The organism is Mucilaginibacter sp. 21P (assembly GCF_019331605.1).
Classification (GTDB): Bacteria; Bacteroidota; Bacteroidia; order Sphingobacteriales; family Sphingobacteriaceae; genus Mucilaginibacter; species Mucilaginibacter achroorhodeus.
Map to the genome: position 1 here is coordinate 2,134,050 of NZ_CP063061.1, position 26,108 is coordinate 2,160,157.

25 protein-coding genes are annotated in these 26,108 nt (G+C 42.0%); 9 read left to right on the forward strand and 16 right to left on the reverse strand.

The window, feature by feature from the left end; genetic code table 11:
* Positions 1-233: 233 nt before the first annotated feature.
* Entirely contained in the window at positions 234-1,115 is an 882-nt protein-coding gene (gene accD / locus INP83_RS09745) for an acetyl-CoA carboxylase, carboxyltransferase subunit beta (RefSeq protein ID WP_219127261.1), read from the reverse strand.
* Positions 1,116-1,416: 301 nt separating this feature from the next.
* Here accD and fbaA point away from each other — a divergent pair, with 301 nt between their 5' ends.
* From fbaA to INP83_RS09765, 4 genes are all read left to right on the forward strand, one after another.
* Entirely contained in the window at positions 1,417-2,496 is a 1,080-nt protein-coding gene (gene fbaA / locus INP83_RS09750; protein WP_219127262.1) for a class II fructose-bisphosphate aldolase, read from the forward strand.
* 84 nt (positions 2,497-2,580) lie between these two features.
* Entirely contained in the window at positions 2,581-3,090 is a 510-nt protein-coding gene (locus INP83_RS09755) for a low affinity iron permease family protein (protein WP_219127263.1), read from the forward strand.
* Positions 3,056-3,484: a GNAT family N-acetyltransferase gene (locus tag INP83_RS09760; protein WP_219127265.1), complete on the forward strand. Its 429-nt coding sequence runs from the start codon at positions 3,056-3,058 to the stop codon at positions 3,482-3,484. Before INP83_RS09755 ends, INP83_RS09760 begins: the two co-directional genes overlap by 35 nt.
* Before the next feature lie 72 nt (positions 3,485-3,556).
* Positions 3,557-5,935, forward strand: a complete 2,379-nt coding sequence (locus INP83_RS09765; protein ID WP_219127266.1) for an ABC transporter permease — start codon at positions 3,557-3,559, stop codon at positions 5,933-5,935.
* Between the two features lies 1 nt (position 5,936).
* Here the strand turns inward: INP83_RS09765 and INP83_RS09770 are convergent, their stop codons facing one another.
* The 7 genes from INP83_RS09770 to INP83_RS09800 all read right to left on the reverse strand — a co-directional run bounded on the left by INP83_RS09770 (position 5,937) and on the right by INP83_RS09800 (position 13,288).
* Positions 5,937-6,794, reverse strand: coding sequence for a hydroxymethylglutaryl-CoA lyase (locus INP83_RS09770; RefSeq protein ID WP_219127267.1), 858 nt, complete (start codon positions 6,792-6,794; stop codon positions 5,937-5,939).
* On the reverse strand, positions 6,795-8,108 hold the full coding sequence (locus INP83_RS09775; protein WP_219127268.1) for an NAD(P)/FAD-dependent oxidoreductase: 1,314 nt from the start codon (positions 8,106-8,108) through the stop codon (positions 6,795-6,797).
* Positions 8,109-8,301: 193 nt separating this feature from the next.
* Positions 8,302-11,283, reverse strand: a complete 2,982-nt coding sequence (gene secDF / locus INP83_RS09780) for a protein translocase subunit SecDF (protein ID WP_219127269.1) — start codon at positions 11,281-11,283, stop codon at positions 8,302-8,304.
* Positions 11,284-11,397: 114 nt separating this feature from the next.
* Positions 11,398-11,880, reverse strand: a complete 483-nt coding sequence (locus INP83_RS09785) for a dihydrofolate reductase (protein WP_219127271.1) — start codon at positions 11,878-11,880, stop codon at positions 11,398-11,400.
* 4 nt (positions 11,881-11,884) lie between these two features.
* A complete protein-coding gene (locus tag INP83_RS09790) occupies positions 11,885-12,256 on the reverse strand; it encodes a type II toxin-antitoxin system death-on-curing family toxin (protein ID WP_219127272.1) in 372 nt (123 codons plus the stop codon).
* Positions 12,253-12,441, reverse strand: coding sequence for a hypothetical protein (locus INP83_RS09795; RefSeq protein ID WP_219127273.1), 189 nt, complete (start codon positions 12,439-12,441; stop codon positions 12,253-12,255). Before INP83_RS09795 ends, INP83_RS09790 begins: the two co-directional genes overlap by 4 nt.
* A 25-nt stretch (positions 12,442-12,466) precedes the next feature.
* Positions 12,467-13,288 carry a thymidylate synthase gene (locus tag INP83_RS09800; RefSeq protein WP_219127274.1) on the reverse strand — a complete coding sequence of 274 codons (822 nt, stop codon included), beginning with the start codon at positions 13,286-13,288 and terminating at the stop codon, positions 12,467-12,469.
* 178 nt (positions 13,289-13,466) lie between these two features.
* On the opposite strand from INP83_RS09800, the gene ispE reads away from it, so the two are divergent.
* Entirely contained in the window at positions 13,467-14,309 is an 843-nt protein-coding gene (ispE, locus tag INP83_RS09805) for a 4-(cytidine 5'-diphospho)-2-C-methyl-D-erythritol kinase (RefSeq protein ID WP_370630602.1), read from the forward strand.
* 129 nt (positions 14,310-14,438) lie between these two features.
* Here ispE and INP83_RS09810 read toward each other — a convergent pair whose 3' ends face one another.
* The 4 genes from INP83_RS09810 to tgt form a co-directional block, all read right to left on the reverse strand.
* Entirely contained in the window at positions 14,439-14,717 is a 279-nt protein-coding gene (locus tag INP83_RS09810; protein ID WP_219127276.1) for a hypothetical protein, read from the reverse strand.
* 853 nt (positions 14,718-15,570) lie between these two features.
* Positions 15,571-16,473: a DMT family transporter gene (locus INP83_RS09815; RefSeq protein WP_219127277.1), complete on the reverse strand. Its 903-nt coding sequence runs from the start codon at positions 16,471-16,473 to the stop codon at positions 15,571-15,573.
* Entirely contained in the window at positions 16,474-17,589 is a 1,116-nt protein-coding gene (locus tag INP83_RS09820) for an LptF/LptG family permease (protein WP_146268494.1), read from the reverse strand.
* Entirely contained in the window at positions 17,590-18,720 is a 1,131-nt protein-coding gene (tgt, locus tag INP83_RS09825) for a tRNA guanosine(34) transglycosylase Tgt (protein WP_219127278.1), read from the reverse strand.
* Positions 18,721-18,806: 86 nt separating this feature from the next.
* Here tgt and INP83_RS09830 point away from each other — a divergent pair, with 86 nt between their 5' ends.
* Genes INP83_RS09830 through rsmG form a run of 3 tightly spaced genes read left to right on the forward strand, consistent with a single transcriptional unit; the run spans position 18,807 to position 21,257 of the window.
* Positions 18,807-20,045 (forward strand): glycosyltransferase, encoded by a 1,239-nt coding sequence (locus INP83_RS09830; RefSeq protein ID WP_219127280.1) that lies wholly within the window; start codon positions 18,807-18,809, stop codon positions 20,043-20,045.
* Positions 20,036-20,641: an RNA polymerase sigma factor gene (locus INP83_RS09835; protein ID WP_146268492.1), complete on the forward strand. Its 606-nt coding sequence runs from the start codon at positions 20,036-20,038 to the stop codon at positions 20,639-20,641. The genes INP83_RS09830 and INP83_RS09835 overlap by 10 nt, the downstream gene beginning before the upstream one ends.
* Positions 20,631-21,257, forward strand: coding sequence for a 16S rRNA (guanine(527)-N(7))-methyltransferase RsmG (rsmG, locus tag INP83_RS09840; protein WP_146268491.1), 627 nt, complete (start codon positions 20,631-20,633; stop codon positions 21,255-21,257). Before INP83_RS09835 ends, rsmG begins: the two co-directional genes overlap by 11 nt.
* Here rsmG and INP83_RS09845 read toward each other — a convergent pair.
* Entirely contained in the window at positions 21,247-23,337 is a 2,091-nt protein-coding gene (locus INP83_RS09845; protein ID WP_219127281.1) for a M56 family metallopeptidase, read from the reverse strand. The genes rsmG and INP83_RS09845 overlap by 11 nt on opposite strands.
* On the reverse strand, positions 23,334-23,711 hold the full coding sequence (locus INP83_RS09850; RefSeq protein WP_219127282.1) for a BlaI/MecI/CopY family transcriptional regulator: 378 nt from the start codon (positions 23,709-23,711) through the stop codon (positions 23,334-23,336). The genes INP83_RS09845 and INP83_RS09850 overlap by 4 nt, the downstream gene beginning before the upstream one ends.
* A gap of 124 nt (positions 23,712-23,835) precedes the next feature.
* On the opposite strand from INP83_RS09850, the gene dprA reads away from it, so the two are divergent.
* Positions 23,836-24,936 carry a DNA-processing protein DprA gene (gene dprA / locus INP83_RS09855; protein WP_219127283.1) on the forward strand — a complete coding sequence of 367 codons (1,101 nt, stop codon included), beginning with the start codon at positions 23,836-23,838 and terminating at the stop codon, positions 24,934-24,936.
* Here dprA and INP83_RS09860 read toward each other — a convergent pair.
* Entirely contained in the window at positions 24,933-25,409 is a 477-nt protein-coding gene (locus INP83_RS09860; protein WP_219127284.1) for a histidine phosphatase family protein, read from the reverse strand. The two genes, dprA and INP83_RS09860, sit on opposite strands and share 4 nt — an antisense overlap.
* A 62-nt stretch (positions 25,410-25,471) precedes the next feature.
* On the reverse strand, positions 25,472-26,083 hold the full coding sequence (locus tag INP83_RS09865; protein WP_219127285.1) for a porin family protein: 612 nt from the start codon (positions 26,081-26,083) through the stop codon (positions 25,472-25,474).
* Positions 26,084-26,108 lie beyond the last annotated feature (25 nt).

Here is a 26,108-nt window from a genome sequence, read left to right on the forward strand (position 1 = left end):
TCCTCGGTCGAATTGACGCTGTCGCTAAACTTCGACCAGTTAGGGACTATGGGAATGCAAAAAAATAAATCATGTCATTGCGAGCGATAGCGTGGCAATCTCATCGCGTTAAGACCAATGCGATGAGATTGCCACGTCTCCCGATATTCATCGGGATCCTCGCAATGACATAAATTTTAAATAGCAAAAAATGCCATCCTTGTAGATGGCCTTTACAATATTTTAAACAAAGCTTATTCAGCTTTAGCAGGTTCTTCTTCTTTAATTCCGTAAGGTGCAAGCATCTTAAGGAATGATGCCAATTTCTCTTTCATCTCCCTGCGGTCAACGATGAAATCAAGGAAACCGTGCTCTAATACAAATTCTGCTGTTTGAAAACCTTTGGGCAGATCTTTCTTAATAGTTTCTTTAATAACGCGCGGGCCGGCAAAACCTATCAATGCGCCGGGTTCAGCAATGTTGATATCGCCAAGCATTGCATACGATGCGGTAACACCACCTGTTGTAGGGTCGGTTAATAAAGATATGTACGGAACTTTAGCTTGTGCCAGCAACGCCAGTTTTGCTGATGTTTTAGCCATCTGCATCAGCGAGAAAGCAGCCTCCATCATACGTGCACCGCCAGATTTTGAGATCATCAGGAAGGGCACTTTGTGCTCAATGCTGTAATCGATAGAACGGGCAATCTTTTCGCCCACAACAGAACCCATTGAGCCGCCTATAAAGTTAAAATCCATACAGGCAATAACAATGTCCTGTCCGTTCATTTTGCCAACGGCAGCACGGATAGCATCGGTAAGGCCGGTTTTACTTTGAGTTTCTTTAAGCCTGTCGCTGTATTTTTTGCTGTCGGTAAAATTTAAGGGGTCGCCGGAACGAAGTTCTGCAAATAGTTCGGTAAACTGGTTCTCATCAAACAGTACCGAAAAGTATTCTTTGGAGCCTATACGTAAGTGAAAACCGCAATAGTGGCAAACGTACTGGTTTTCAACTTGTTCAGAGTAGTGAAGCGGTTTTTTACAATTTGGGCACTTGTTCCATATACCGTCTGGTGCTTCCTTCTTCTCCTCTGTAGTGGTAATAATGCCTTTAATTTCGCGCTTAAACCAAGCCATATCTTAAAAGTGGTTAAAAGTAACTGCAAAGAAACAAAAAAAGCTTGTAAATGATTGCAGAAATTTAACCGGCACACTATGCTGCGGTTTATAAAGCATTTAGTGTTGTATTTCAGGCAGTAACCCACCGGGCTTGTTGTATATATTACACTATTAACTTTCTATGAATGCCTATTAAAAAGGTAGAATTATTTTGATTGCAGCTAATTCGCTTATATTTCAGCTTATTAAATCAAAAATAGATGATAATAATTAGGCAAAACATTAAATTTTTATAACTTCGAAGCCCAAACAAATGCTCATGGATTTAAAAAATTATAAAGGCGTTCTGCACGGCGATCAAGTGCAGGAACTATTTGAAGCAGCTAAAAAACATCAGTTTGCATTACCTGCGGTAAACGTAATTGGTACAAACTCTGTTAACGCTGTAATGGAAACTGCCAAGGCAGTTAATTCTCCTGTAATTATTCAGTTATCAAACGGTGGTGCACAGTTTTACGCAGGCAAATCATTAGATAACTCAAAACTGCAAGCCTGCATTTTGGGCGCTGTATCTGCAGCTAAACACGTGCATTTATTAGCCGAGCACTACGGTGTTGCGGTTATTTTACATACAGACCATGCCGCAAAAAAATTATTGCCATGGATAGATGGTTTATTAGAGCACGGCGAAAAGTTCTTTGCCGAAACCGGCAAACCATTGTTCTCATCACACATGCTCGACCTTTCTGAGGAGCCGATTGAAGAGAACATCGAGATCTCGGCTAAATATTTACAACGCATGGCTAAAATGGACATGACTGTTGAGATAGAGCTTGGTGTAACCGGTGGTGAAGAAGATGGTGTTGACAACTCTGATGTTGACAGCTCACGCCTTTACACCCAGCCCGAAGAAGTTGCTTACGCTTATGAAGAATTATCAAAAGTTAGCCACCGTTTTACTGTTGCGGCTGCCTTTGGTAACGTACACGGTGTATACAAACCGGGTAATGTTAAATTGATGCCGGTTATCCTGCACAATTCACAGGAATTCTTAAAAGAAAAACATAACCTTACTACTGAGAAACCTATCAACTTTGTTTTCCATGGTGGTTCTGGTTCAAGCCAGGAAGAGATCCGCGAAGCTATCTCTTATGGTGCAATCAAAATGAATATCGATACTGATATGCAATGGGCTTTCTGGGAAGGTATTAAAGATTACTATCAATCAAAGGAAGCTTACCTGCAATCGCAAATCGGAAGTCCTGATGGCGACGATTCTCCGAACAAAAAATATTACGATCCACGCGTATGGTTACGTAAAGGCGAAGAAACTTTTGTTAAACGCTTAACAGAGGCTTTTGCCGACCTTAACTGCCTTGATGTGAATAGCAAATTGTAACAATATAGCTAAAAGGAGTTTAAAGCGCCGATGTTGAAAAACATTGGCGCTTTTTTTTAGTTGTGGCTAAATACCCTACAAATCATGGCCATACAAAAACACCGCAACAAAAACTTTTTTGAAAGATTTGCTAACTGGGCAACCATTGCTACAGGTAGCTCTGCTGCTTTTATCGCTGCAACAGCCGTCATTATTATTTGGATCATAACCGGGCCGGTATTCAAATATTCTGATACATGGCAATTGGTTATCAATACAGGCACAACAATCGTTACCTTTTTAATGGTATTCCTGATCCAGAAATCGCAGAATAAGGATTCAAAAGCGGTACACTTGAAGCTAAACGAGTTGCTGGCATCTCACCAGGGAGCAAGTAACCGTATGGTAAACATTGAGGATCTTACCGAAACTGAACTTGACCAGTTAGCCAAATTTTATGTGAAATTGGCTAAATTGGCGGGACAAGATGACGATATCACGTGCACGCACTCGATAGACGCTGCGGAGGAAAACCACAACGAAAAGATAACCAGCCTGAAAACCAAAAAGCATTATCAAAATGCCGTTAGAAACAGAAGCAAAACGCATAAGTGACCCAATTGATCTTGAAAAAGCATTTGCCATAAGGCGCGAAGTTTTTGTTGACGGACAAAATTGCCCACCCGATCTGGAGAGCGAGTTTAATGATGCAGCTACGCACTTCCTTGCGACTGTTGAAGGCCAACCTGCCGGTGCCGCCCGTTATCGGAAAACCGATAAAGGGTACAAATTAGAACGTTTTGCGGTACTGGACAAATACCGTGGCTGCGGTATAGGGCAAGCTTTGATAAAAGCTGTTTTAGCAGATCTGCCTGCCCATGCTAACTATGTTTATCTCCACGCGCAAGTGCAGGCGGTAGGCTTGTACGAAAAATTTGGCTTCAAGCCTTCGGGCCCGCAGTTTGAAGAAGCGGGTATTCAGCATTACAAAATGGTGAAAGAGTATTGAGATATTATAAGGAATAATATTTTGTTTAAATTTTAAAAATAAAATATTATTTTGCGATAATGTTTTATCGCCATGAATAACTTAGACTTTAAAATTGCCTTCCGCACTTTTTTAAAAGCGAAATGGTATAACTTATTAAACATTACAGGCCTTGCTTTAGGATTGGCCGCATTTATATTTGTAACGCTGTACGTAGATCATGAAACCAGCTACGATAAGTGGAACAAAAATTATAAGCGCGTTTATTTAGTAGAGCGCGAGTTGCCCAATGGCCCATCGCCTTACACACCGGCACCATTAGCAGCTACCTTAAAAGCCCAATGCCCGGAGATAGAGGAAGTCGGCAGGACAAACACGGCGCTATTTCAGATACCTTTTTATACATCCGACGGTAGATTTTTGATCAAGAAATGGGCCGGTGCAGATTATTCTATCGCAAAAATATTAGGTATAAAGCCTAAAGGTTTTAACCTAAAGCCCGACAATCAGTTACCTACCACTTTACTCTCAAAGGAAACGGCGGAGGTGCTGTTCCCGAAACACGAAACCATCATCAACAAAACGGTGAATATGATGTCGAAGTCGGGTATGCCTTTTACCGTGGCAGGTGTGGTTGATGATATACCCGGTAATACCAATTTCAAATTTGATTGCATTGGTTTTTCAAACGATATTGCTTCAGGCAAGGATCAGAGCTATGGCAGCCGTGTTTTCCAAACGTATATCCTGGTAAAACCTAATGCAAACATTGCGCAATTATCAAAGAAAATAGACGCTATTTACAAAAAAGCAGCCCTCGCCGATACCAGCAGGGCAGCGCGTGAATCCATTAGTCCGGGCGCACCGGCCATATATCTGGATGCTTTGCAGAACCTGCATCTTAAACCGCATTATGGTTCGCCGGTCGGCGATCATATTGTAAAGGGACTAATGGCGCTGGCCATCATCATACTTTTGGTTACCGGCGTAAACTTTACCAATCTTTACATCACGCAAGCCAGCAGGCGAGCCAAAGAGGTTGGCATAAAGAAAGTGAATGGCATAAAAAGGGGCAAGATAGCGCTGCAATTCATATTAGAGATTTTTATCCAGTGCATTATAGGTTTAGCTATTGCGTTTGTGCTGGTTGTTGCGGGCCTTCCTTATTTCAATCAATTATTGCGTGTCGATCTGCTCATTTCAGGCATTGGACTAAATATAGTCATTCAGTTAATTGCAATGCTGATAGCGTTGACACTGCTTGCAGGCGTTTATCCTGCTTTGCTAATGGCGGGCTTTAATCCGGCTGTGGTGCTTCGCGGCGATCAGTTTACGGCAGGAGGGCGGTTATCATGGCTTAAAACAGGCATCACCGTGCTGCAGTTTACTTTTGCTATTTTTTTTGTGATAACATTGGTGGTAATAAACCAGCAAATAAGATACATGCGCACACAAGATGCAGGGTTTACCGCAAGGCAAGTAGTGTATGTGGATAACCTGGCGATCTTTAACACTCCGGATAAATTTACTCCTGTCCGCGACCGAATTAAAGCCATCCTCGGCGTTAAGCATGTAACGGTAAGTACGAACGTGCCGGGTGGAATTAAGCCCATATCTAACGAGTACACTGTTAACAACAAAGCCGTTACCATGAACACCATCGGGGTAGATTATGAATACTTTGAGACACTAAGTATCGGCATAAAAGGAGGTCGGGTATTTAACTCATCCTACTCCGGCGATTCTGCGGCTGTGGTGATCAACCAGGCAGCTGCAAAGGCTATGGATCTGCCCAACCCTTTGGGCGAAACCATTAATGGTTGCGGCGGCAGGTACAAAGTTATAGGCGTTACTAATGATGTAAAAGCGTATGGCTTTGAGGAGAATATACAGCCAACGGTTTATGTCATGAACAACCATTGCAACCTCACCAAAACGCAGATCATGATCAGCGCGGAGGGCAAGGCAATCCCTGCGATGCTGAGTACATTAGGAAAGCAATGGAAAGATATAAACAAGCTTGATGGAGATACCTTTAGCTATCACTTTTTAGATGAGCTGTATGGGCGGCTGTTTATTAAACAAGAACAACTGCAAACGGTACTTTATTTCTTTTCGGCATTGGCGTTGTTTATTGCTTCGTTGGGGATCTTCTCATCGGCGGCGAATGCTATACGGATAAGGATGAAGGAGATTGCCATTCGCAAAGTATTTGGTGCCATGGGGCAGCAGTTGATGGTAACGCTTACCAAGCCGTTTTTCTACACGGTTATTATAGCTAATATAATTGCCTGGCCGGCATCATACCTGATAGCTGATAAATGGTTACAGACGTTTGCTTACCGCGTGCACTTATCTTTTGCGCCTTTTTTGATAGCACTGGCTATATCGTTGGCTATTGTGGCGCTAACGGTTTGCCTGCAGGTGGTACGTGCTGTTAGGTTTAACCCTGCCGTAAAGCTGAAGGTGTAGATCAACCAAATACTTTAGCCGAATAATCCATAGCCTCGGCAAGTTTGTCCAGGTCAAGGTCTAATGGCACATTTTGGTGCAGCAGGAAGGCCACCAAGTTCTCAGTAGCAATGTTACCCGTGAGGTCATCTTTTGCCATCGGGCAACCGCCGTAACCTTTAAGCGCTACATCAAATTTATTGCAGCCTGCTTCGTAGGCAGCGGCTATCTTTTCCTGCCAGGTATCGGGTGTAGAATGCAGGTGAACACCAAACTCGGTTATGTCTGATAATTTCTTCAAGGAAGGGTACAAACTACTTATCTGTTCCGGTTTGGCAATGCCAATGGTATCAGAAAGGGCAATGTAACCAATGCCTTCATTTATCATTTTCTGCGCCCAGTTTAAAACGATGTCGTTGCTCCACTCATCTCCATAAGGATTGCCAAAACCCATAGACAAGTAGATAAGCAATGCCTTATTATTGGCAGCGCACAGATCGTTAATACATTTAACATCGTCAAAAGCCTTATCGATTGTCGTGTTTGCATTCCGCATCTGGAAGGTCTCTGAAATGGAGAAGGGATAACCCAGATAAGAGATCTCCTCATGTTTTACTGCATCTTCAGCGCCACGGTAATTGGCTATAATGGCTAATAATTTAGAGCGGGTTGTACTCAGGTCGAGTTTGCTTAAAACCTCAGCGGTATCCCGCATTTGCGGTATCGATTTAGGCGAAACAAAGCTGCCGAAGTCAATGGTTTCAAAGCCTACTTGTAATAGTAGGTTTATATAAGCTACCTTAACGTCAGTAGGTACAAAATCGTGCAGACCCTGCATGGCATCACGCGGGCATTCGGTAATCTTAATATGATCGGTCATTTAATCAGGTTGTGATACTTGCTGATGTTTATCTACAAGTTCTTCTCGTTTAAAGTTACGGATTATTAAACGGCTGCCGCCATTGTAGGTTACGTAGCTGGCCACCCAATTGATAAACACGATCACCTTGTTACGCCCACCCATCAATGAAATGAGGTGCACAAACATCCATATTAACCAGGCAAAAAATCCCTGGAACTTCAATTTACCAAGATCCGCAATAGCTTTGTTACGGCCAATAGTAGCTAATGACCCTTTATCGTTGTATTTGAATGCCTCGGTAGGCTCGCCGTTTATTAAGCGGATAATATTTTTGCCGGTAGTTTCGCCCATCTGTATAGCAACCTGTGCTACACCCGGGTGTCCTTTAGGCGTTTCTGGTGTTATCATAGCAGCCACGTCACCAATAGCGAAGATATTCTGGCTGCCCACCACGCGGCAAATGTTATCGATCTTAATACGGTTACCGCGTTCAATGGCATCTTTTTCAATACCATCGGGCACAACACCCATAACACCGGCACTCCAGATCACATTTTTAGTTGCAATACTTTTGCCGCCCTCAAATTTTATCTCTTCACCGTTATAGCTTTCTACCTTAACGCCCAGCAGGAGTTCAACGCCCATCTTCTTTAAAAACTCCTCTGCAGCTTTTGAGCCTTCATCGGAGAAAGGGCCCAATACCTTCGGCAGAAAATCTACGAGGTAAACCTTCATCTCATCTTTAGCCAGTTCGGGGTAGTCTTTATCCAATACGTGATTGCGTAATTCTGCCAAAGCCCCTGCAAGCTCTACACCGGTAGGGCCGGCGCCAACCAATACGAAGGATAGGTACGGCGCTCTTTCTTCACGAGAGGGCTTTAAAATAGCTTCCTCGAGATTTTGCAGCACCATGTATCTCAGGTTCATAGCCTCCGGTATCGATTTCATCGGCATGGCGAAATGCTCTATCTCTTTATTACCAAAGAAATTGGTGGTAGAGCCGGTGGCGATAACCAGGTAATCGTATTTGATCGGGCCAATATCTGTATGAACCGTATTCAATACCTTATCGATGCCTAACACCTCAGTATGCCTGAAACGCAGGTTCTTTTGATTGTCGAAGTTCTTTCTAAGCGAGAAAGCAATAGATTCGGCCTCTAAGCTGCCGGTCGCCACCTGGTAAAGCAGCGGCTGAAAAGTATGGTAATTATGTTTATCGATGAGGATAACCTCAACCGGTTTATCTTTCAATTGCTTGGCCACCTGAATCCCGCCGAAACCGCCGCCTATGATAACTACCGTTGGGAATTTTGATGTATTTATTGCATCCATGCCGTTTATTTTGTTTGTTTTAGAAAGCCCTTCAAACCTGTCTACAAGGAAGATTTAAAACACATTATACACTGTTGGGCTAATAGTTGTAAAACAAAAAAGACTCCAAAAGTTCTTTGAAGTCTTTTAAAATAAATTTTATGACACTTTAAATAGTAATTGATCTCGCTTGATCAAGTACTATTCAGTTTTATTATTTCAGCTTCTTATCACCGAAGTCAACAATTACCGGTGAGGCAACGCAAATTGATGAATAAGTACCAAACAGTACACCTATCAATAATGCGAATGAGAAACCACGGATAACGTCACCACCAAATGCGAACAACACAACCAATATCAACACCACGGTTAATGCGGTGATGATGGTACGGCTTAAAGTATTGTTAATGGCGTGGTTAATAACTTCGCCCTGATCCGGGTTTTTCTCATTATGTAAAAACTCGCGGATACGGTCAAACACAACAACTGTATCATTAATAGAGTAACCTATAACGGTAAGCAAAGCTGCTATAAAGGCCTGGTCGATATCTAAAGAGAACGGAAGAACATCTTTAAACAAAGAGAAGAACGATAACACCAGCAATGAATCGTGCGCAGTTGCAACCATCGCACCCAAGCTAAACTGCCATCTGCGGAAACGGATAAGGATATACGCAGAGATAACAATAATAGCGATGATGATGGTCCACTTGGCAGATGATTTTACTTCGTTGGCAACGGTAGCTTCTACTTTTTGATGGCTTAATATGTTATCAGCCGTGATCTTGGTAGCAGGGTTAGCCGATAAAGCTTTGATCAAAGCAGCTTCAACTTTAGCATCAGCGCTTTCTGCGTTATCATTGATCAGGTAGTTAGTAGTAATGCTGATCTTATCAGAACCGTAAGTTTTAACTTCGGTACCTCGGCCAAGCGTAGCATCTACAGCATCATGTACCTGCTCTGTAGTTACCGATGGGGCAAACTTAACAACGTAGGTACGGCCACCGCCAAAATCCACACCGTAGTTAAAACCACGGGTAAACATTGATATCAAACCGGCAGCAATGAACAAACCAGAGAATGCGTAGAACTTGTAGCGGTTTTTAACAAACTTGTAGTTTGCGTTTTTGAAAGTATGTGAGCTCCAAGGGCGAGAGAATTTAATATCCCAGCCTTTTTCAAGCATATATTCAAATATCAACCTTGAGATCAGTAATGAACAGAACAAAGTGGTTATAATACCGATCATCAACGTGGTAGCAAAACCCTGGATAGGGCCCGAGCCGAATACGAATAATATAACACCTGTTAAGAATGTACTGATGTTGGCATCCAAGATTGATGGCAATGCGTGTTTAAAACCATCAGCAATGGCAATGCGTAATGATTTGCCTGCATTAAGTTCTTCACGAACGCGCTCGTAAACCAATACGTTGGCATCCACCGCCACACCCAATATCAAAATGATACCGGCAATACCAGGCAGCGTTAATACCGCACGGATGCTTACCAATACACCCATCAGGAAGAATACGTTAACCAATACCGCAACAACGGCTACAGTACCTGCACGGTTGTAATAAGCGATCATGAATATCAGGATCACAACCAAACCAAGTATACAAGATAGCAAACCTGCGCTGATAGCTTCCTGGCCCAATGACGGACCTACTACTGCCTCACCAATGATGCGGGCGGGAGCTAATAAACGGCCTGCTTTTAACACGTTGGCTAAGTCTTTGGTATCTTCCTGGGTAAAGTTACCGCCAGAGATAGATGAGACACCGCCTGTGATTTCGTTCTGCACGTTAGGAGCAGAGTATACATTATCATCAAGAACAATCGCAATGGCTTTTTTACCACCGCCTGCAGAAGCTTCTGCGGTAACGTTTTTCCATTTTTGTGCGCCCTGAGAGTTCATATACATGGTAACTTCAAAGCCGCCTTTCAATTGGTCAACATCGCTGCGTGCATCAGTGATCACATCACCGTTTAGCACCGCACCATTTTCAGCACCTGATAACTTGATAGCAAACAGGGTAAATCTTTTTGTGCCTTTTTCAGGTTTTACGCTCCAAAGCAGTTTCAGATTTTGTGGTAACACCGCTTTAACATCAGCACTGCGCAGGTATGCATCTACTTTAGCAGTATCTTTTTGCTCGGCAGAACCAACCATTGGGCCGGGAGCCAACTGAGGCGAACCATCTTGCCCCTGGTAAACCATTGGGGTTAAAACAGCAAACAATGGGTTTTGTGCAGCCAGCTGCGATTTGTTATTTACACCGGCTGAATCTTTAGCAGCACCCGTTTTGATCTTGCTTAACAATGAAGAAGCAGAATCTTTTTTATTAGCATTAGCTGCAACTTTAGCAGTATCTGCCTTGGCAGCCTTTGTAGTATCTTCTTTTGGAGCTGTTTTGTTTTTAGCGTTTGCTGCAAGAATACCGTTAACGTTATTAAGCAAACCGTAGATCTCGCTGTTATCAAAAGTTTGGTAGAACTCCAGTTTCGCAGTTCCTGATAACAATTTACGAACACGCTCTGGTTCTTTAACACCAGGTAGCTCAATAAGGATACGGTTAGTGCTTTTTTGTAACTGAATGTTTGGTTGTGTTACACCAAACTGGTCAATACGTTTTTGCAATACGGTGTATGATTGTTGAACTGCAGTATTGGCCTGGTCTTTCAGGTAAGCTTCAACTTCGCTGTTTGATGAGTTGAATTTTAATTTATCCTGGTTGTTGTTGTTGGCAAAAATAGTAGCCAGTTTACCATTCGGATTAAGCTTCTGGTACTCGTCAACAAAAAGGGTAATGTAATCCTTTTGTTCGGTTACCGTTCTTGCCTGCGCGTTAGCTAACGCCTGGTTAAAAACAACATCTTTGTTTTTGTTTGAAAGCTCGGTCACCAACTCGCGCAAAGATATTTGCATGGTAACATTCATACCGCCTTTTAAGTCCAAACCTAAAGCAAGTGCGTTATCAACACAGTACTGGTAAGTATGCCCAAAAACCGGGTAAACCGGTTGCGTAGAAATAGAATCAAGATATGCCCTTTCTTTTTCGGCATTGCCTTTGGCGTACGCTTTAGCATCGCTCTCAACTTTGTGCGTCACCCATGTAAATGATAGCTGGTATAAACATACCACAGCCAGCACAATGGCGAAAAATTTAATAACCCCTTTACCTTGCATTGCGAATTAAATATGTAATGAATTAGTTTATAAGCTTTTTAAATAAGACGGCAAATCTAATAAAATTTCACAAGCATGAAATTTTTAATTGAAACAAAATCTCCGCTGTTTTTGTTAGCGCCGTTCAAGTGTGATGTAAGAATACGGATAAGGATTTTTCTCGTCCGCTTCATGGCGCTCGCGGCTCACTTCGGCCCACAACGAGTGATCTATCTCTGGGAAAAAAGTGTCTGCATCAAACTGATGATGAACAACTGTTAAATAGATCCTGTCGGTTTTGTCCATGGCTTGCCTGTAGATCTCGGCACCGCCACCAATAAAAACTTCGTCTTCGCCTTTGCAGAGATCCAAAGCCTCGTCTATTGATTTAACCACTTCGCAGCCGGGGATCTCAATATCCTGCCTGGTCACCACAATATTGCGGCGTTTAGGCAACGGCTTACCAACCGAATCAAATGTCTTGCGACCCATGATGATGGTGCGGCCCGATGTTATGTCCTTAAAATGTTTAAGATCATTTGGCATGTGCCAAAGTAACTGGTTGTTTTTGCCGATAGCATTGTTCTCTGCTGTGGCTACTATAATTGAAATGGTCATTGGGTCAGGAAAGTTTTGATTGTATCCAATCTTTAATTTCTTCAAAATGAATGTTACCCATACTGGCTAATATTGCCATGTCGTACTTTTCGTCTTGAGTAGCATTGATATCGACATCTTCGTCGAGTAAGGTTAATCGAAGTAAGACATACGCGGTCCGCTTATTGCCATCAATAAAAGGATGATTGATTATAAGGCTTTCGAATATAGCAGCAGCCTTGTCAATCGCTGTTGGATCAAAGTCTTGCCCATCAAACGTCATATACGGGCGTGCCAATGCGGCTTCAAGGCCGGCTTGGTCTCTTATTCCTTTAGAGCCGCCATGAGCGTCGATAACTACGTTATGAAATTCTAATACTTCTTGAAGAGTTATCATTTAGCAAGTCTTTCAAGAACGTCTTTATCCTCTTCGAGAATTCTTTCGAAATTTCTGGCGCGCTTTAATTTTTTTTCTGAGTTTGATTGTAGTGATTTTAAAAATGCCAAAGCTTCATTTAAAGAAGTTTCAGGCACGTTGTCTATGGCCTTGTGCAATTCTTCCTTAATTTCTGTTGTTGTCATAATCTCAAATTTACAAAACTAACGCCTATACCGCAACTACACCCTTGATATGCGGATGCGGATCATAATTTTCTAAAGTAAAGTCTTCGTACTTGAAACTGAAAATATCTTTCACATCAGGATTGATATTCATGGTTGGCAGCGGGCGTGGGTCGCGGCTTAGTTGCAGTTGTGCCTGCTCCAGGTGATTGTTGTAAATATGGGCGTCTCCAAAGGTGTGGATGAAGTCGCCGTAGTCAAGGTCGCAAACCTGTGCCATCATCATGGTAAGCAAAGCGTAAGATGCAATGTTGAATGGTACGCCTAAAAATATATCTGCACTGCGTTGGTATAACTGGCAAGATAGTTTTCCTTTGGTCTCACCTTTTGATGCATTAGCCGGCTCAACGTAAAATTGGAACAAGCTATGGCAAGGTGGGAGCGCCATCTGGTTCACATCCGCAACGTTCCAGGCCGACACCATGATGCGGCGCGAGTCGGGATTGTTTTTGATGGTGTTCACTACCTGGGTAATCTGATCAATATTGCCGCCGTCAGGTTTAGGCCAGCTGCGCCACTGGTAGCCGTACACCGGGCCAAGGTTGCCGTTCTCATCGGCCCACTCGTCCCAAATGCGCACGCCGTTATCTTTTAGATACTTGATATTGGTATCGCCGCTTAAAAACCAGATGAGCTCGTGAATGATGGATTTAAGGTGAAGCTTCTTGGTAGTCACCATCGGGAAGCCATCTTTCAAATTAAACCGCATTTGGTAACCAAAAACGCTGAGGGTGCCCGTCCCGGTGCGGTCATGCTTTTGCGCTCCGTTTTCCATCACATGTCGCATCAAGTCGAGGTACTGTTTCATTTTTACTTTGCTGGGTGGTTAGTTGTCATTGAGTCATTAGGTCATTGAGTCATTGTTTTTAATAATGACTCAATGATAGCAAGGTCAATGACTCAATGACTCAATGACAGCGCAGCGAATTATGGCGAAGCCAGTTCTTCGGTACAAAGAAAAATAATCTAATTTTGGTATCCTACTGATGTGCAAAAATACATCCGTTGTTAATCAATCGCTGATGATCGTATTCCCGAACGCAAAAATAAATATCGGATTAAATATCACTGCCCGCCGGCCCGACGGATACCACGACCTTGAAACGGTTTTTTACCCTGTGAAAATTTATGACGTGCTGGAAGTGATAAAGGCTGATGAGCTAAGCTTCCAATCATCAGGACTTGACATACCTGGCAGGCCAGAGGATAACCTTTGCATCCAAGGATACCACCTGCTCAAAAAAGATTTTCCAAAACTACCGCCGGTAAAAATTCACCTGCACAAAAATGTGCCGATAGGTGCAGGGTTGGGAGGGGGATCTGCTAACGCTGCGTTCTTCATCAAATTGATGAATGAAAAATTTGAGCTCGGCATGGATGAAGACGCCATGATGGACTATGCGCGGTTGCTTGGCGCCGACTGTGCTTTCTTTATCAACAACCGCCCGGTCTTCGCTTTTGAAAAGGGCGATGAGTTTGAGCCGGTAAAACTCGACCTATCAAACTACCATATTGCGCTGGTAATGCCTGATGCCCAAGTCTCCACTGCAGAGGCTTACAGAGGCGTAAAACCAACTCCTGTTAAGGAAACTGTATACGACCTGGTAAATATGCCCCTAACGGCATGGAAAAAGCACATTCGAAATGATTTTGAAGCACACATCTTCAACAATCATCCTGTTATCCGTGGCGTAAAAGCACGCTTGTATGAGCGTGGTGCCTTATACGCCAGTATGAGCGGTTCTGGCGCATCGGTGTTTGGTATTTTTGAAAGCAAGCCCGACTTAAAAGATCTGGAAGAAACTTGCCGGGTTTTTTACAACGTTTGATAATAACCACCGCAAAGCAGATAACAACTAACATATAACCGGGTGCAAACTAACCCCCGACCAGGTACCAACTAAGCCAAAGTAAATATACTTGAAGTGCTATGATCACCCATTAAACCTCGCTAACTACTAACTTATATAATCCCTGTCTTCGTCACTTAGTGTATTGGGGTCTTCTTTACCATGGATATCGTTATAGTGTTCGCTGATGTTGTACTTCTTGTTTTTAGGGCGTGCAACCAACACGCCTAAAATGAAAGCCAGGATGGCAACCGGCAAAAGCATTTTCACTTTTGATGTATACACTGTGCTGAATAAAATATGGAAATACACGCCATCTGTATTTTGCATAATGATCACCGTAAGCAATACGACTATAACAAGCGCAACGATATTTTTGATGCTCATAATTTCCTGAGATAAGCTTTTCTCTAATCTACATTTTTTTAGTTGCTATTTAAAAATAGTATAGGTCTTAGGCGGGATTTATAAAAGACCGACTGCTGCCGTTTTTTTGAATTGCAGACGGGCTGAATCTTCGCTCAGATCTTTATCAAATACTTTCCAGTTGAGGTTGCAATTCCGACCCTATTAAGATATCGCTTTTGCAATATGATGGAGTGGTTTGGAGCCAAAAATCTCTCCGCTCGGCGGGATCATTAGTTTGATACATGTGTCGAAAATTCCTCGAAATTTTCACCAGGGATTCCAAAATGTATACGCTTGGCAGTACTACCAGCTTTTTATTCAATTTTATATTTTGGCTATTCGTTACACTTAGTATTCCGGATATAGCTTAAGGATATGCTTCAAATTTATTGATTATTTAATCAATATAATTACACTGATAACCATTACGTTAAGTCGATTTAAATCCTCTTTTAATTTGCTATGCTAATTTTATTAGTAATTGAGTTTAATTTAATTGTTATTTATATAAATTAAAATTTCATTTAAATTATATAAATAAGTGATTTACATAATTATATATAATTTATATATTATTTATAATTAACTATAATAATTAAAATTTTAAGTTAGAAGTGACATGAAAGTCATCTCTGCTCATTACTTGATACTAATACACTAACTTGATTTTCAAATTTGGCTCTAAAGTGTCTGAATTTTTTTTGCGTGGAAATATGCGCCTAAAAATGAAAGTGCCTTAGAAGGGCTAAAAATGCGTTTGACTGATAGGGTTACTTTGCCCCTACCCCTGATAGAAAACCCTGAGGAACGACAGAAAAAAGACAAGGAAAAATTATCTGTTGCGATGTTTGGTCACCTGTTTTTGGGCGACAGGAAACAGGAAGATGGTAGACAATACAATTGCGGCACCAGCCCAAAAACCGGCACTCATGGTGCTGGTATTGTTAAAAAAAAGAAACGCCATAATGATGCCGTACACCGGCTCAAGGTTGGTGATCAACGCCACGCGAAAGGCAGAGAGCTCGCGCATTACTGATACACCCGCAACGTAAGCGAGGGATGTGCAAACGGTACCAAGTAGTAGGAGGTAGCCAATATCAGATAGTTTTGGAATCACCAAACCACTGAGTCCAATGGTTCCCAGAAGGTATAATGTGATCCATAAAAAGGCGCCGGAAAGTTCATAAAATGCAATTACAGGCGCCTCTATTTTTTGCACATGGCGACCATTAATGATAGAGAATAAGCTCGCAAGCACAGCACTTACAAGGCCGGCGATGATACCCTTAGTGTATTGCGTTTCAAACTTAAAAATTAACGTAATGCCAATTACAATAAAAACTCCTGCAATCACCTCCAATTTTGAAGTTTGCTTTTTGTTGATGATCGGCTCAAAAATTGCCGTAAAAAGGGTGATAGATGAGAGGCAAACTAAGGTCACCGGAACGGTTGAAAGTTTGATTGAAGCAAAGAAAAGTATCCAATGCCCGCCTACTAAAGCACCGGTAAGAGCCAGTTTTAGCGCCGTTTTTCGGCTTAATTTGAAGGCCGTTTTGTTGAATTTGAAGTACAAAAACAACGAAAAACTGGCGATCATAACCCTGTACCACACCAAATTTACCGCGGAAATTGAGATCAATTGACCTAAAATTCCGGTAAATCCCCAGATAAAAACAGTGAAATGAAGGATCAAAAGGTTCTTGTTCAGACCCTGATTTTGTACGTTTGAAGGCATTTATTTAGGCGCTTTTACGATCAGTATATAGCCTAATATACCAAAAATTGCGTTGGGAATGCACACTGAAATGAGTGGATCGAAGCCTCCTTTTACCGAAAAAACGAGGGCAAATTTGTTCACCACGATGTATGTAAAGCATATAAAAATGCCTATACCAAGTGGCAAACCTACTCCTCCGCGTACCTTTCTGGATGATATTGCAACGCCGATACATGTGAGTACAAAGGTGGATAGTGGCTCTATAAACCGTCGATATTTTTCAAATTCCATATCAATAACTGCCCCTGTGCTGCGGATTTTTTCCTTGGCAATTGCCGCATTCAAAGTCTTCAAAGGCATGGCGCCGTAGATATTACTTACCACATTATCGTGCGCCTGGAAGTCAATGGGGCGCATGTCAAGCACGGTATCTATGTTGTTGTAGCTGCTGAAAAGAGTGTCCTTTAAGCCCTTAATAATGCGCCTGGATGGGCCGCTTATTATCCAGTGATTTTTAAGAGAATCGTACTTTATACTGGTTGCCGTGAGGCGTTCTTTCATGGTATCACCATCAAATTTTTCCAGCATAAACTGATAGCCGGTTTGCATTGCAGGGTCAAAAGATTGCATGTAAACGTAAGTGTGTTTATCTAATTGGATATGCACATCAGCCTTTGATTGGTCGTCGTTAGCGAAGAAATTTCGACTTTCAAAATCAACTTTTAGCTTGTTGGTATGCGGAATCACATACAAATTAAGCAGGAGGGAAATAACAAAAATTAGGATTGAGGATAGTGCGTAGGGCCTTAAAAAGCGATTAAAACTGGCCCTGCTGGTAAGTATCGGAACGATCTCCGTCTGGTTGGCCATCTTAGCCGTAAAGTATATCACCGCCAGGAAGTTAATGAGTGGTGACAATAACATCAGGTAAAATGGAATAAAACCTGCGTAATATTCGAATATAATATCGTGCAGGCTGGAATTCTTGCCCAGAAAATTATCAAGGTGCTCAGAGATATCAAAAATAACCGATATTACAAGGAAGATACCAAGGGTAAATACAAACGTGCCCAGGTATTTACCCATAATAAACCTGTCAATAACGGTTAAATATCTGCCAAGTAGTTTCTTCATCTACAATCTTGTGCCTAAGCGGGTTACCATTTTGTTCTTCCAGTCGTAAAACTCTCCCGAGATGATTTTATTGCGTGCTTCGCCCACAAGCCATAGATAAAAATGCAAGTTGTGAAGGGTTGCTACTTGTGCGCCAAGCATTTCGCCGCTATGTATAAGGTGGCGCAAGTATGCTTTGGTGTAAACCTTATCGGCAAAAAGGTCACTGTCTGCCTCGATAGGAGAAAAGTCGTTTTTCCACTTTTCGTTTTTGATATTGATAATACCATCTTTAGTGAACAACATACCATTACGTGCGTTGCGGGTTGGCATTACGCAATCAAACATATCAATGCCTAAAGCTATGTTCTCCAGTATGTTAACAGGGGTTCCAACACCCATTAGGTAACGTGGCTTTTCCTTTGGTAATATATCGCAAACTACCTCCGTCATGGCATACATTTCTTCGGCAGGTTCGCCTACGCTAAGTCCGCCAATGGCATTTCCTTCGCGCTCAAAAGAAGCAATAACTTCTGCCGATCTCACCCTCAGATCTTTATACACAGACCCTTGAACAATAGGGAATAGGGTTTGGCTATAGCCATATTTTGGCTCGGTGCTGTCAAACCTGTCGCAGCATCGTTTAAGCCATCGATGGGTCATTTCTATAGACCTTTTCGCGTAATTGTACTCGCAGGGGTAAGGCGTGCATTCATCAAATGCCATAATGATATCGGCACCAATAATGCGCTGTATATCCATCACATTCTCGGGTGTAAACAGGTGTTTTGAGCCATCAACATGCGAGCGAAAGGTTACGCCTTCCTCCTTTATCTTACGCACTTCGGTAAGCGAATAAACCTGGTAACCGCCGCTATCGGTCAAAATTGGGCCGTCCCAGCCGTTAAATTTATGTAATCCGCCGGCTTGTTCAAGCGTGTTTAGTCCGGGCCTTAAGTATAAATGATAGGTATTTCCTAAGATGATCTGCGCCTTTATGTCCTCTTTAAGTTCGCGCTGATGTACCGCTTTTACGGTACCGGCAGTGCCAACGGGCATAAAAATTGGCGTTTGGATAACCCCGTGATCGGTAACCAATTCGCCCGCCCGGGCCTTTGATAGTGGGTCTTGTGCTTGTAAAGTAAATTTCATTGTATCCCGGCAAAATTAACAAAAGCTACCTTATTACTGTAAGTTTTAGAGGCTTCAAAGTTTTAATGTTTGTTGTTGATAGCTAAATGTTTTGCCCGATATGGAAAACTAAGGTCGATTATGTGAAATATGTTAACATTTCAACCTCAAAACGTTACAACATTACAACGTTTTTTAACAACTTTGCTCTTTATTTTAAAGGCGCATTGGAAGCTTATATACAACAGGCATTATTCATTTTATTTCAGCTTTGTTTTATTGTTCAACTATATTACCTCATCAGTAACCATAGTAAACTTTCGGGCTACAAACCACGGCAAGAGCTTCCGCAACCAACAGTACCTGTTTCGGTGATCATCAGTGCACGTAACGAGGCTAAAAACCTGATCGTTTACTTGCCTTATATTCTGCAGCAAAATTATCCTGACTATGAAGTTGTGGTGGTAAATGACCGTTCAACAGATGATACGGCTGATGTGTTGCGCGAGATACAACAGGAGTTTGCGCATTTAAAAATAGTAACCGTGACCGAAAGCGAGAAGCATAGAACTGGGAAAAAGTTTGCGCTTACCATGGGTATAAAGGCTGCGAAATATGAGCATTTTTTGTTTACAGATGCCGACTGCAAGCCCGCCACGCTCGACTGGATAACCCGAATGGCCGCAAACTTTAACGCCTCAACATATATCGTTTTAGGGTATTCGCCGTATATTAAAACCCGCAATTTTTTAAATCCTTTTATCCGTTTTGAAACGCTTAAAACGGCTATCAATTACCTTTCTTCAGCCTTAAAAGGCGACCCTTACATGGGTATAGGCCGTAACTTGGCTTATACGCGCAGCCTGTTTTTTGGTGCCAAGGGCTTTGCATCGCACATGCACGTAATGAGTGGGGATGATGACCTTTTTGTGAATCAAAATGGTACATCTGTAAATACAACTATCGAAATTCACCCCGATACATTTACTTACAGTGATGCAAAAAGCACTTTAAAAAGCTGGTTTATTCAAAAGAAAAGGCACATGGGTGTAGGTAAATTATACAAGAACAGCCATCGACGTATGCTTAGCCTTGATGCTGTAAGCGGCTTTTTGTACTATGTGCTGCTTATTGCATTCATCATACTAAAGTTTGAACCATTATTAATAGCGGGTGTTGTATTATTTAGGTTGATACTGCAATTTGCTATTTATCGCAAAATATTTAAAAAACTGGACTGTGCCGATCTGCTGTGGTGGCTGCCATTTTTTGATATGATATACTATATCTATTTAAATGTATTTGGATTGATTGGTACCTTTATTAAAACCACACGATGGAAGTAAACAAAAATTTCACCGAGAACGCCAGGAACGATTTCCAGCTGGTGCTGAAAGCCCGCGAGGGAAACCAAAAGGCCTATGCTGATCTGATGCAGCGTTATAAAGATTCCATTTACTTTATGGTGCTTAAGATGGTGAACAATAAGGAAGATGCCATGGACCTTACCGTTGAAACCTTTGCCAAGGCCTTTGAAAAGCTGGATAAATATCAGCCCGAGTTTGCCTTTAGTACCTGGTTATTTCGTGTGGCTACCAATAACTGTATAGATTTTATCAGGAAAAAGAAGCTTAGCACTCAATCCATCCACGGTATGATGGATGATGATGGCGATGAAAAGCCGTTGCAAATAAAAGCTGATACCCTTAATCCTGAAGAATCATCGATAAAAAAACAACAAACGGCCGAGTTAAAATTATTGATAGAAAGTTTGCCTCCGCGTTACCGTAACCTGATAACCCTGCGCTATTTTGATGAACTGTCATACGAAGAGATCTCCCAGCAGTTAGACTTGCCGTTGGGAACCGTTAAAGCACAATTATTTAGAGGGCGTTACCTGTTGGGCAACATCATAAACCGATACAAAAAGGATGGAATCTGATATCCTCTTAAAATACTTCCCCGATATTACCAAGGAGCAGCAGGAACAGTTTGCACAGCTGCAGGAACTTTATACATTTTGGAATAACCAGATCAATGTGATATCCCGTAAGGACATCGACCTGTTGTATGAGCGCCACGTTTTGCATTCGTTAGGTATAGCTAAAGTGATGGGCTTCTTGCCAGGTGAGAACGTTTTGGATGTGGGTACCGGTGGTGGTTTTCCGGGCGTTCCGTTGGCTATTATGTTTCCGGATACACAGTTTCATTTGGTAGATAGTATTGGTAAAAAGATAAAGGTAGTGAGCGAGGTTTCATCTGCTATTGGCTTAAAAAACCTGCGTGCAACACATGCACGTGCAGAAGAAATTAAGGAGAAATTTGATTTTGTAGTATCGCGTGCGGTTACGCAATTGAAAGACTTTTATCCCTGGGTAAAGGATAAATTTAACAAGCAGTCTAAAAATAAATTGCCTAACGGCATACTCTATTTAAAGGGAGGGGATCTAACTCAAGAAATTGCCGACGCGGGTTTAGCCGTGCAGCAATTCTACCTCAAAGATTATTTTGATGAGGATTTCTTCGAAACCAAACAGGTTATTTACGTTAAGATTTAATTTTACTGCCAGTTACAACAACTTCTGTAAGTACCGTGCTTTTGCCATCTTTTGGTATCTGCCTGGCAATTTCTACTTTATTATCTATTGTTGGATTAGGATTATCTTCATCAACAAGATTAAAAGATACAGGGATATAATAGTTGCCGGCCGGAATATCCAAATGCTTATCATACATCCCTAATACCCTTGCTACTTCATTATCGGCGATCGGAAGTATCCCTTTATACAATTTGATGTTGTTTAGTTTTCCATCTTTTACATCAAAATTCATGATCACTATGCCGCTTTTGTCTTCATTTCGCAACCTGGCAGGGAATCTTACATATTTGGCTATAAAACTATAAAAAGCATTTAATCCTTCGATTTGGTCCCGGCTTTTCCACTTGGTTGAAGTTATAGTGGGTGGCGGTGGCGGAGGTGGAACGCTCGTAGCTTTTTTTCTTGATTCTACGGGTGGCGGCGGTGGTGGATTATTCACATAACCAGTGGCTACAACTACGCCGGCAAAATTTGGTTTAGACCTGTAATTATATAATGATTGATACCTTTTAGTATAACCTTGCAGTGCAAAAACCGTTGCCAAATAGTATTGCCCCGGCGCTTTATCAACAATGCCATTAAAAGAACGGATTGCGTTCAAAGCTGCTTCGTCACAACCATTGCCAATGCCTTTTTCTACTTTTATGTCGGTTATTTTACGATCGGAATTCAAACGGTAAGATAATATTACATTACCATCAGTTTTACTTTCACGGGCAGATTGTGGATAACGTAAAGTTTTAGCCATATGTTTATACAATGGTATATATGCCGTTTCATAAGGTGGCGGTGGGACCAAAGCTTTAGTAGGCAATTGAGGCGCAATTACGAGCGCGCTTCCTCTTTTATCTTTATTGTATATTGATACCGGTCTTGAAGGCGGCGGCGGTGATTTTTGAGTTTGCTCATACGCTGATCTGGCCGAATCACGCAAAACTTTTTCTATCCTAAAGTGATCGCCGTTGGAAATGGTAATCTCTTTAGGTTTATCAGGAAAGGTTTTAACTGAATAAAAGGTGGCTTTGTCGGCAGTCGAATCGCGCAGTTCCATGTCATCCGCAATGGCTATGATGCCGGTTGTTAGATCAGTTAGTCTAAGCGTGTAGTTACCGCTATCAATCTGCACTGTACGGCTGGTTTGCTTTTGCGGCGTAAAGTCTATCATCCCGTAATCTTTACTAAATAGTAACGTGGATGTACACAACATCCCCGCGCAAAGCGGTGCTGCTGCCAGGTATTTTAGCCTTGCTAACTTGCCTGATCGTTTTTGGTTTAACATGATTATTCTCCTTTTTAATAGGTTATTGTTGAAGAAGGAATGCGTAACCGATGCGCCTGCCAATCCGTAAGCGTTATTAAGCAGGAAGGATGAATAGGAAAGGGCATCATTTTCGAGGGCCGCAGTTTGCTCGTCGGCTATATATTCGTGCAGGGTTTTTAAGCTTTGTTGTACCAGGTAAACTACCGGGCTAAACCAATTAACTATCTTAAGCAATTCCAGGAAAAGCACATCGAGTGTATGTTTCTGGCGAATATGCACCAATTCGTGGGCGATAATGGTCTCAGACTGTTTAAGTCCGGTACCGATATACAGGTAATTAAAAAATGAAAAAGCGGTTTGACTTTCCGGTAGATCAACCCGTTGATAGTCGCCATAGCTGTATGATCGTCCGGCTTTGGTTATCTTAAATAAACGCCATAACCTAACAACAAGAACTACTGCAGCAATCATTGTCCCGGCTATGTACAGGTAAGGAAGCGTATTATTTACAGTAAACTCGTAGCCCTGCTTTTGAACGGGGATGTTAAGATTTGACGGCAAGATATAAGAGGCCTGCGTAAAGGTTTGCGTTTCTTCAAGCTGCGGTTTTAGTGCACTTACCAGCGTCAGCGGAATAATAAAGGCGATAATACAAGATGCTATCAAATACACTCGGCTTAGCGTATAGTGTGTATTATCAGCTAAGAGCAAACGGTAGCACAGATAAAATACCAGCATGTAAATATTGGCTTCGATGAGATAATGTATCCAGCTCATTTTTTCTCAGATTTAAGTTTTTCAATCAATGCGCTTAATTCGTCAAGTTCTTTAACGCCCAGCTTATTTTCATCGGCAATAAACGATACCAGGCTTTTGTAAGAGTTATCGAAGTAGTTGGTCATTAACTTATCTACGCTGAATTTTTTGTAATCAGCTTCGCTGATGACAGGGAAGTATACATGCGAGTTGCCATAAGCTTTATGATCAATAAATCCCTTACCTTCCAATACGCGCACTACAGTTGATACCGTATTGTAGGCTGGTTTGGGATCAGGCATTTGCTCCAGTATATCTTTAACAATCCCTTCTTGCAACTGCCACAATATCTGCATTATCTGCTCTTCGGCTTTTGTGAGTTCTTTTAGTTTCATAGCAAACTATTTTTATAGTTAAGTAAAGGTATAAACTATTTATATAGTTTGCAAACTATTTTTATAGTTTTTTTCAGAGGCGGCATATTTCTAATGCTATCGCTATATTGTAGCACTTATAACTATGTCATTACTTCACCAAGTTGCGCTTACGTTTTTAAAAGAGATAGGTCACGTTAGGGCCAAAACGCTTGTTGCCCACTTAGGCAGTGCAGAAGCAATTTTTAAGGCGAGCCCCGCGCAGTTATCAAAAATTCCGGGGATAGGGGAGATCACTATCAAGAAACTGGAATTCACGGAGCCGCTGCAACGCGCTGAAAAGGAGTTGAAATTTATTGAAGATAATAATATTGACGTGTTGTTTTACACCGATGCGCGTTACCCCAAACGCTTAAAAAATTGTGTAGATGCGCCTGTGTTGCTTTATGCGAAGGGCCAATATAATTTAAATGCGCTTAAGGTTGTGAGTGTTGTTGGTACCCGTAATGCTACCGATTATGGTAAGCAGCTTTGCCGCCAGTTGATTGAGGAACTGGCAGAGTATAACGTTCTGGTGGTTAGCGGACTTGCGCACGGTATTGATGTTGCCGCACATAAAGAGTGCTTAAAAGCTAATGTGCAAACGGTTGGGGTGTTAGGGCATGGGTTGGATAGATTATATCCCGGCCAGAACCGCAGTACGGCAGATAGGATGCTGCAAAACGGCGGACTTTTAACCGAGTATCCATCGGGTACCAATGCCGACAGGCAGAACTTTCCCGAGCGTAACCGTATAGTTGCAGGCATGGCTGATGCTACTATTGTTGTTGAAGCAGGTTTAAAGGGTGGTGCGTTGATAACTTCAGAGATCGCTAACAGCTATCACCGTGACGTATTTGCTTTCCCAGGAAGATTGGGTGATGAATATTCAGAAGGCTGTAACTTCCTGATTCGTAATAATAAAGCTGCACTGTTAACCTGCATGGCCGATCTGGCTTACAGCATGGGATGGGAAAAAAGTACAGAAGTTAAAGGCGGCCCAGAGCAGTTGATCCTGCCGATTGACTTATCTGCCGATGAACGTGCTGTTTATGAAGTAATACAGACTAATAAAGCGCCGTTGGCCATCGATGAGCTTGCCATAAAGGTAAATATGCCTACCAGCCAACTGGCCATGACGTTGTTAGATATGGAGTTGCAAGGTTTCATCCGTTCATTACCGGGTAAAACCTACGCGCTTAATTAATCCTCCTTTGGGCTATCAAGCCAGGTGAGTTTTCCTGAACCTTCGTGCAGTTCCATCCAATTGTCAGCCTCAAATTCCAGAAGCGCAACGGCGCAGGTAGACATATCTTTGTATTCTCCTGATAGCAATGTAAGCACCTGGCTTATAGCGGGGTTGTGCCCTACCAATGCAACGAAATCCTTGTCAGGTAAGTTATAGATCACTTTGAGTAGCGTATTTTCACTCGCCTCATAGATATCATGATCTGTGATGGCAGTAACAAGACCGAGTTCCTCTGTAAAAACATTTGCTGTAGATAGGGTACGCAAAGCTGGGCTCGCTACTACAATATCCGGCTTTATATGGTTTTTAAGCAGCCTCGCCGTCATGATTTCACATTGCGTAAAGCCTTTATCAGTAAGGGGGCGTTCAAAATCCTGGTAACCACTTTCATGCGTGGCTTTAGCGTGTCGGATAAATAGTAGTTTTTTCATGTTATATTAAACAACAAAAGCGAAGCCAAAGCTCCGCTTTTGTAATAGTGTAATGGATTTATTTAGAATTTAAAACCAACAGAGATACCAAATACACGGTTTTTGGTTGAAACTTCTGCTGTGCCGTCATTACCAATATCTGTTAATCCCAGATCATAGTTAATACCCAACAGGAAGCCGTTTTTAAATTCGAAACCTGCTATGCCATTAAAACCTGCATCAACTCTTTTAAAGTCACCATCGCTGCCGAAGGTTACATCCATGCTTTCAAAATTTGTTCCATCTGATGCTTTTACCTTACCGTTTAATCCGAAGGCAACATACGGGCCTACGCCAAAGTAAACGCCGCCAAACGTAGCAGGTACGTGGTAAACCACATTAACGGGTACTTGCAGATAATAGGTTTTAAAATCTGCTTCAACACCACCTGATTTGTAATTTCCGCCTTTTCCTGCATAGTAAATACCAGGTTGGATGCTGACGTTTGTGCTGGTTTTAACATCAGCAAAAAGGCCGACTGCAAATGTTGTTGTTGAACCTGAACCTACAGATAAATTGCCGCTTGATGATGAAAGGCTTGCGAAACCTATACCACCGCGTACACCATAAGTTGTTTGAGAAAATGCTGAGGTTACTGCGAATGCGCAGCAAATAGAAAGTAAAAATTTCTTCATTGTGCTTAGATTTAGTGAGCGCAAA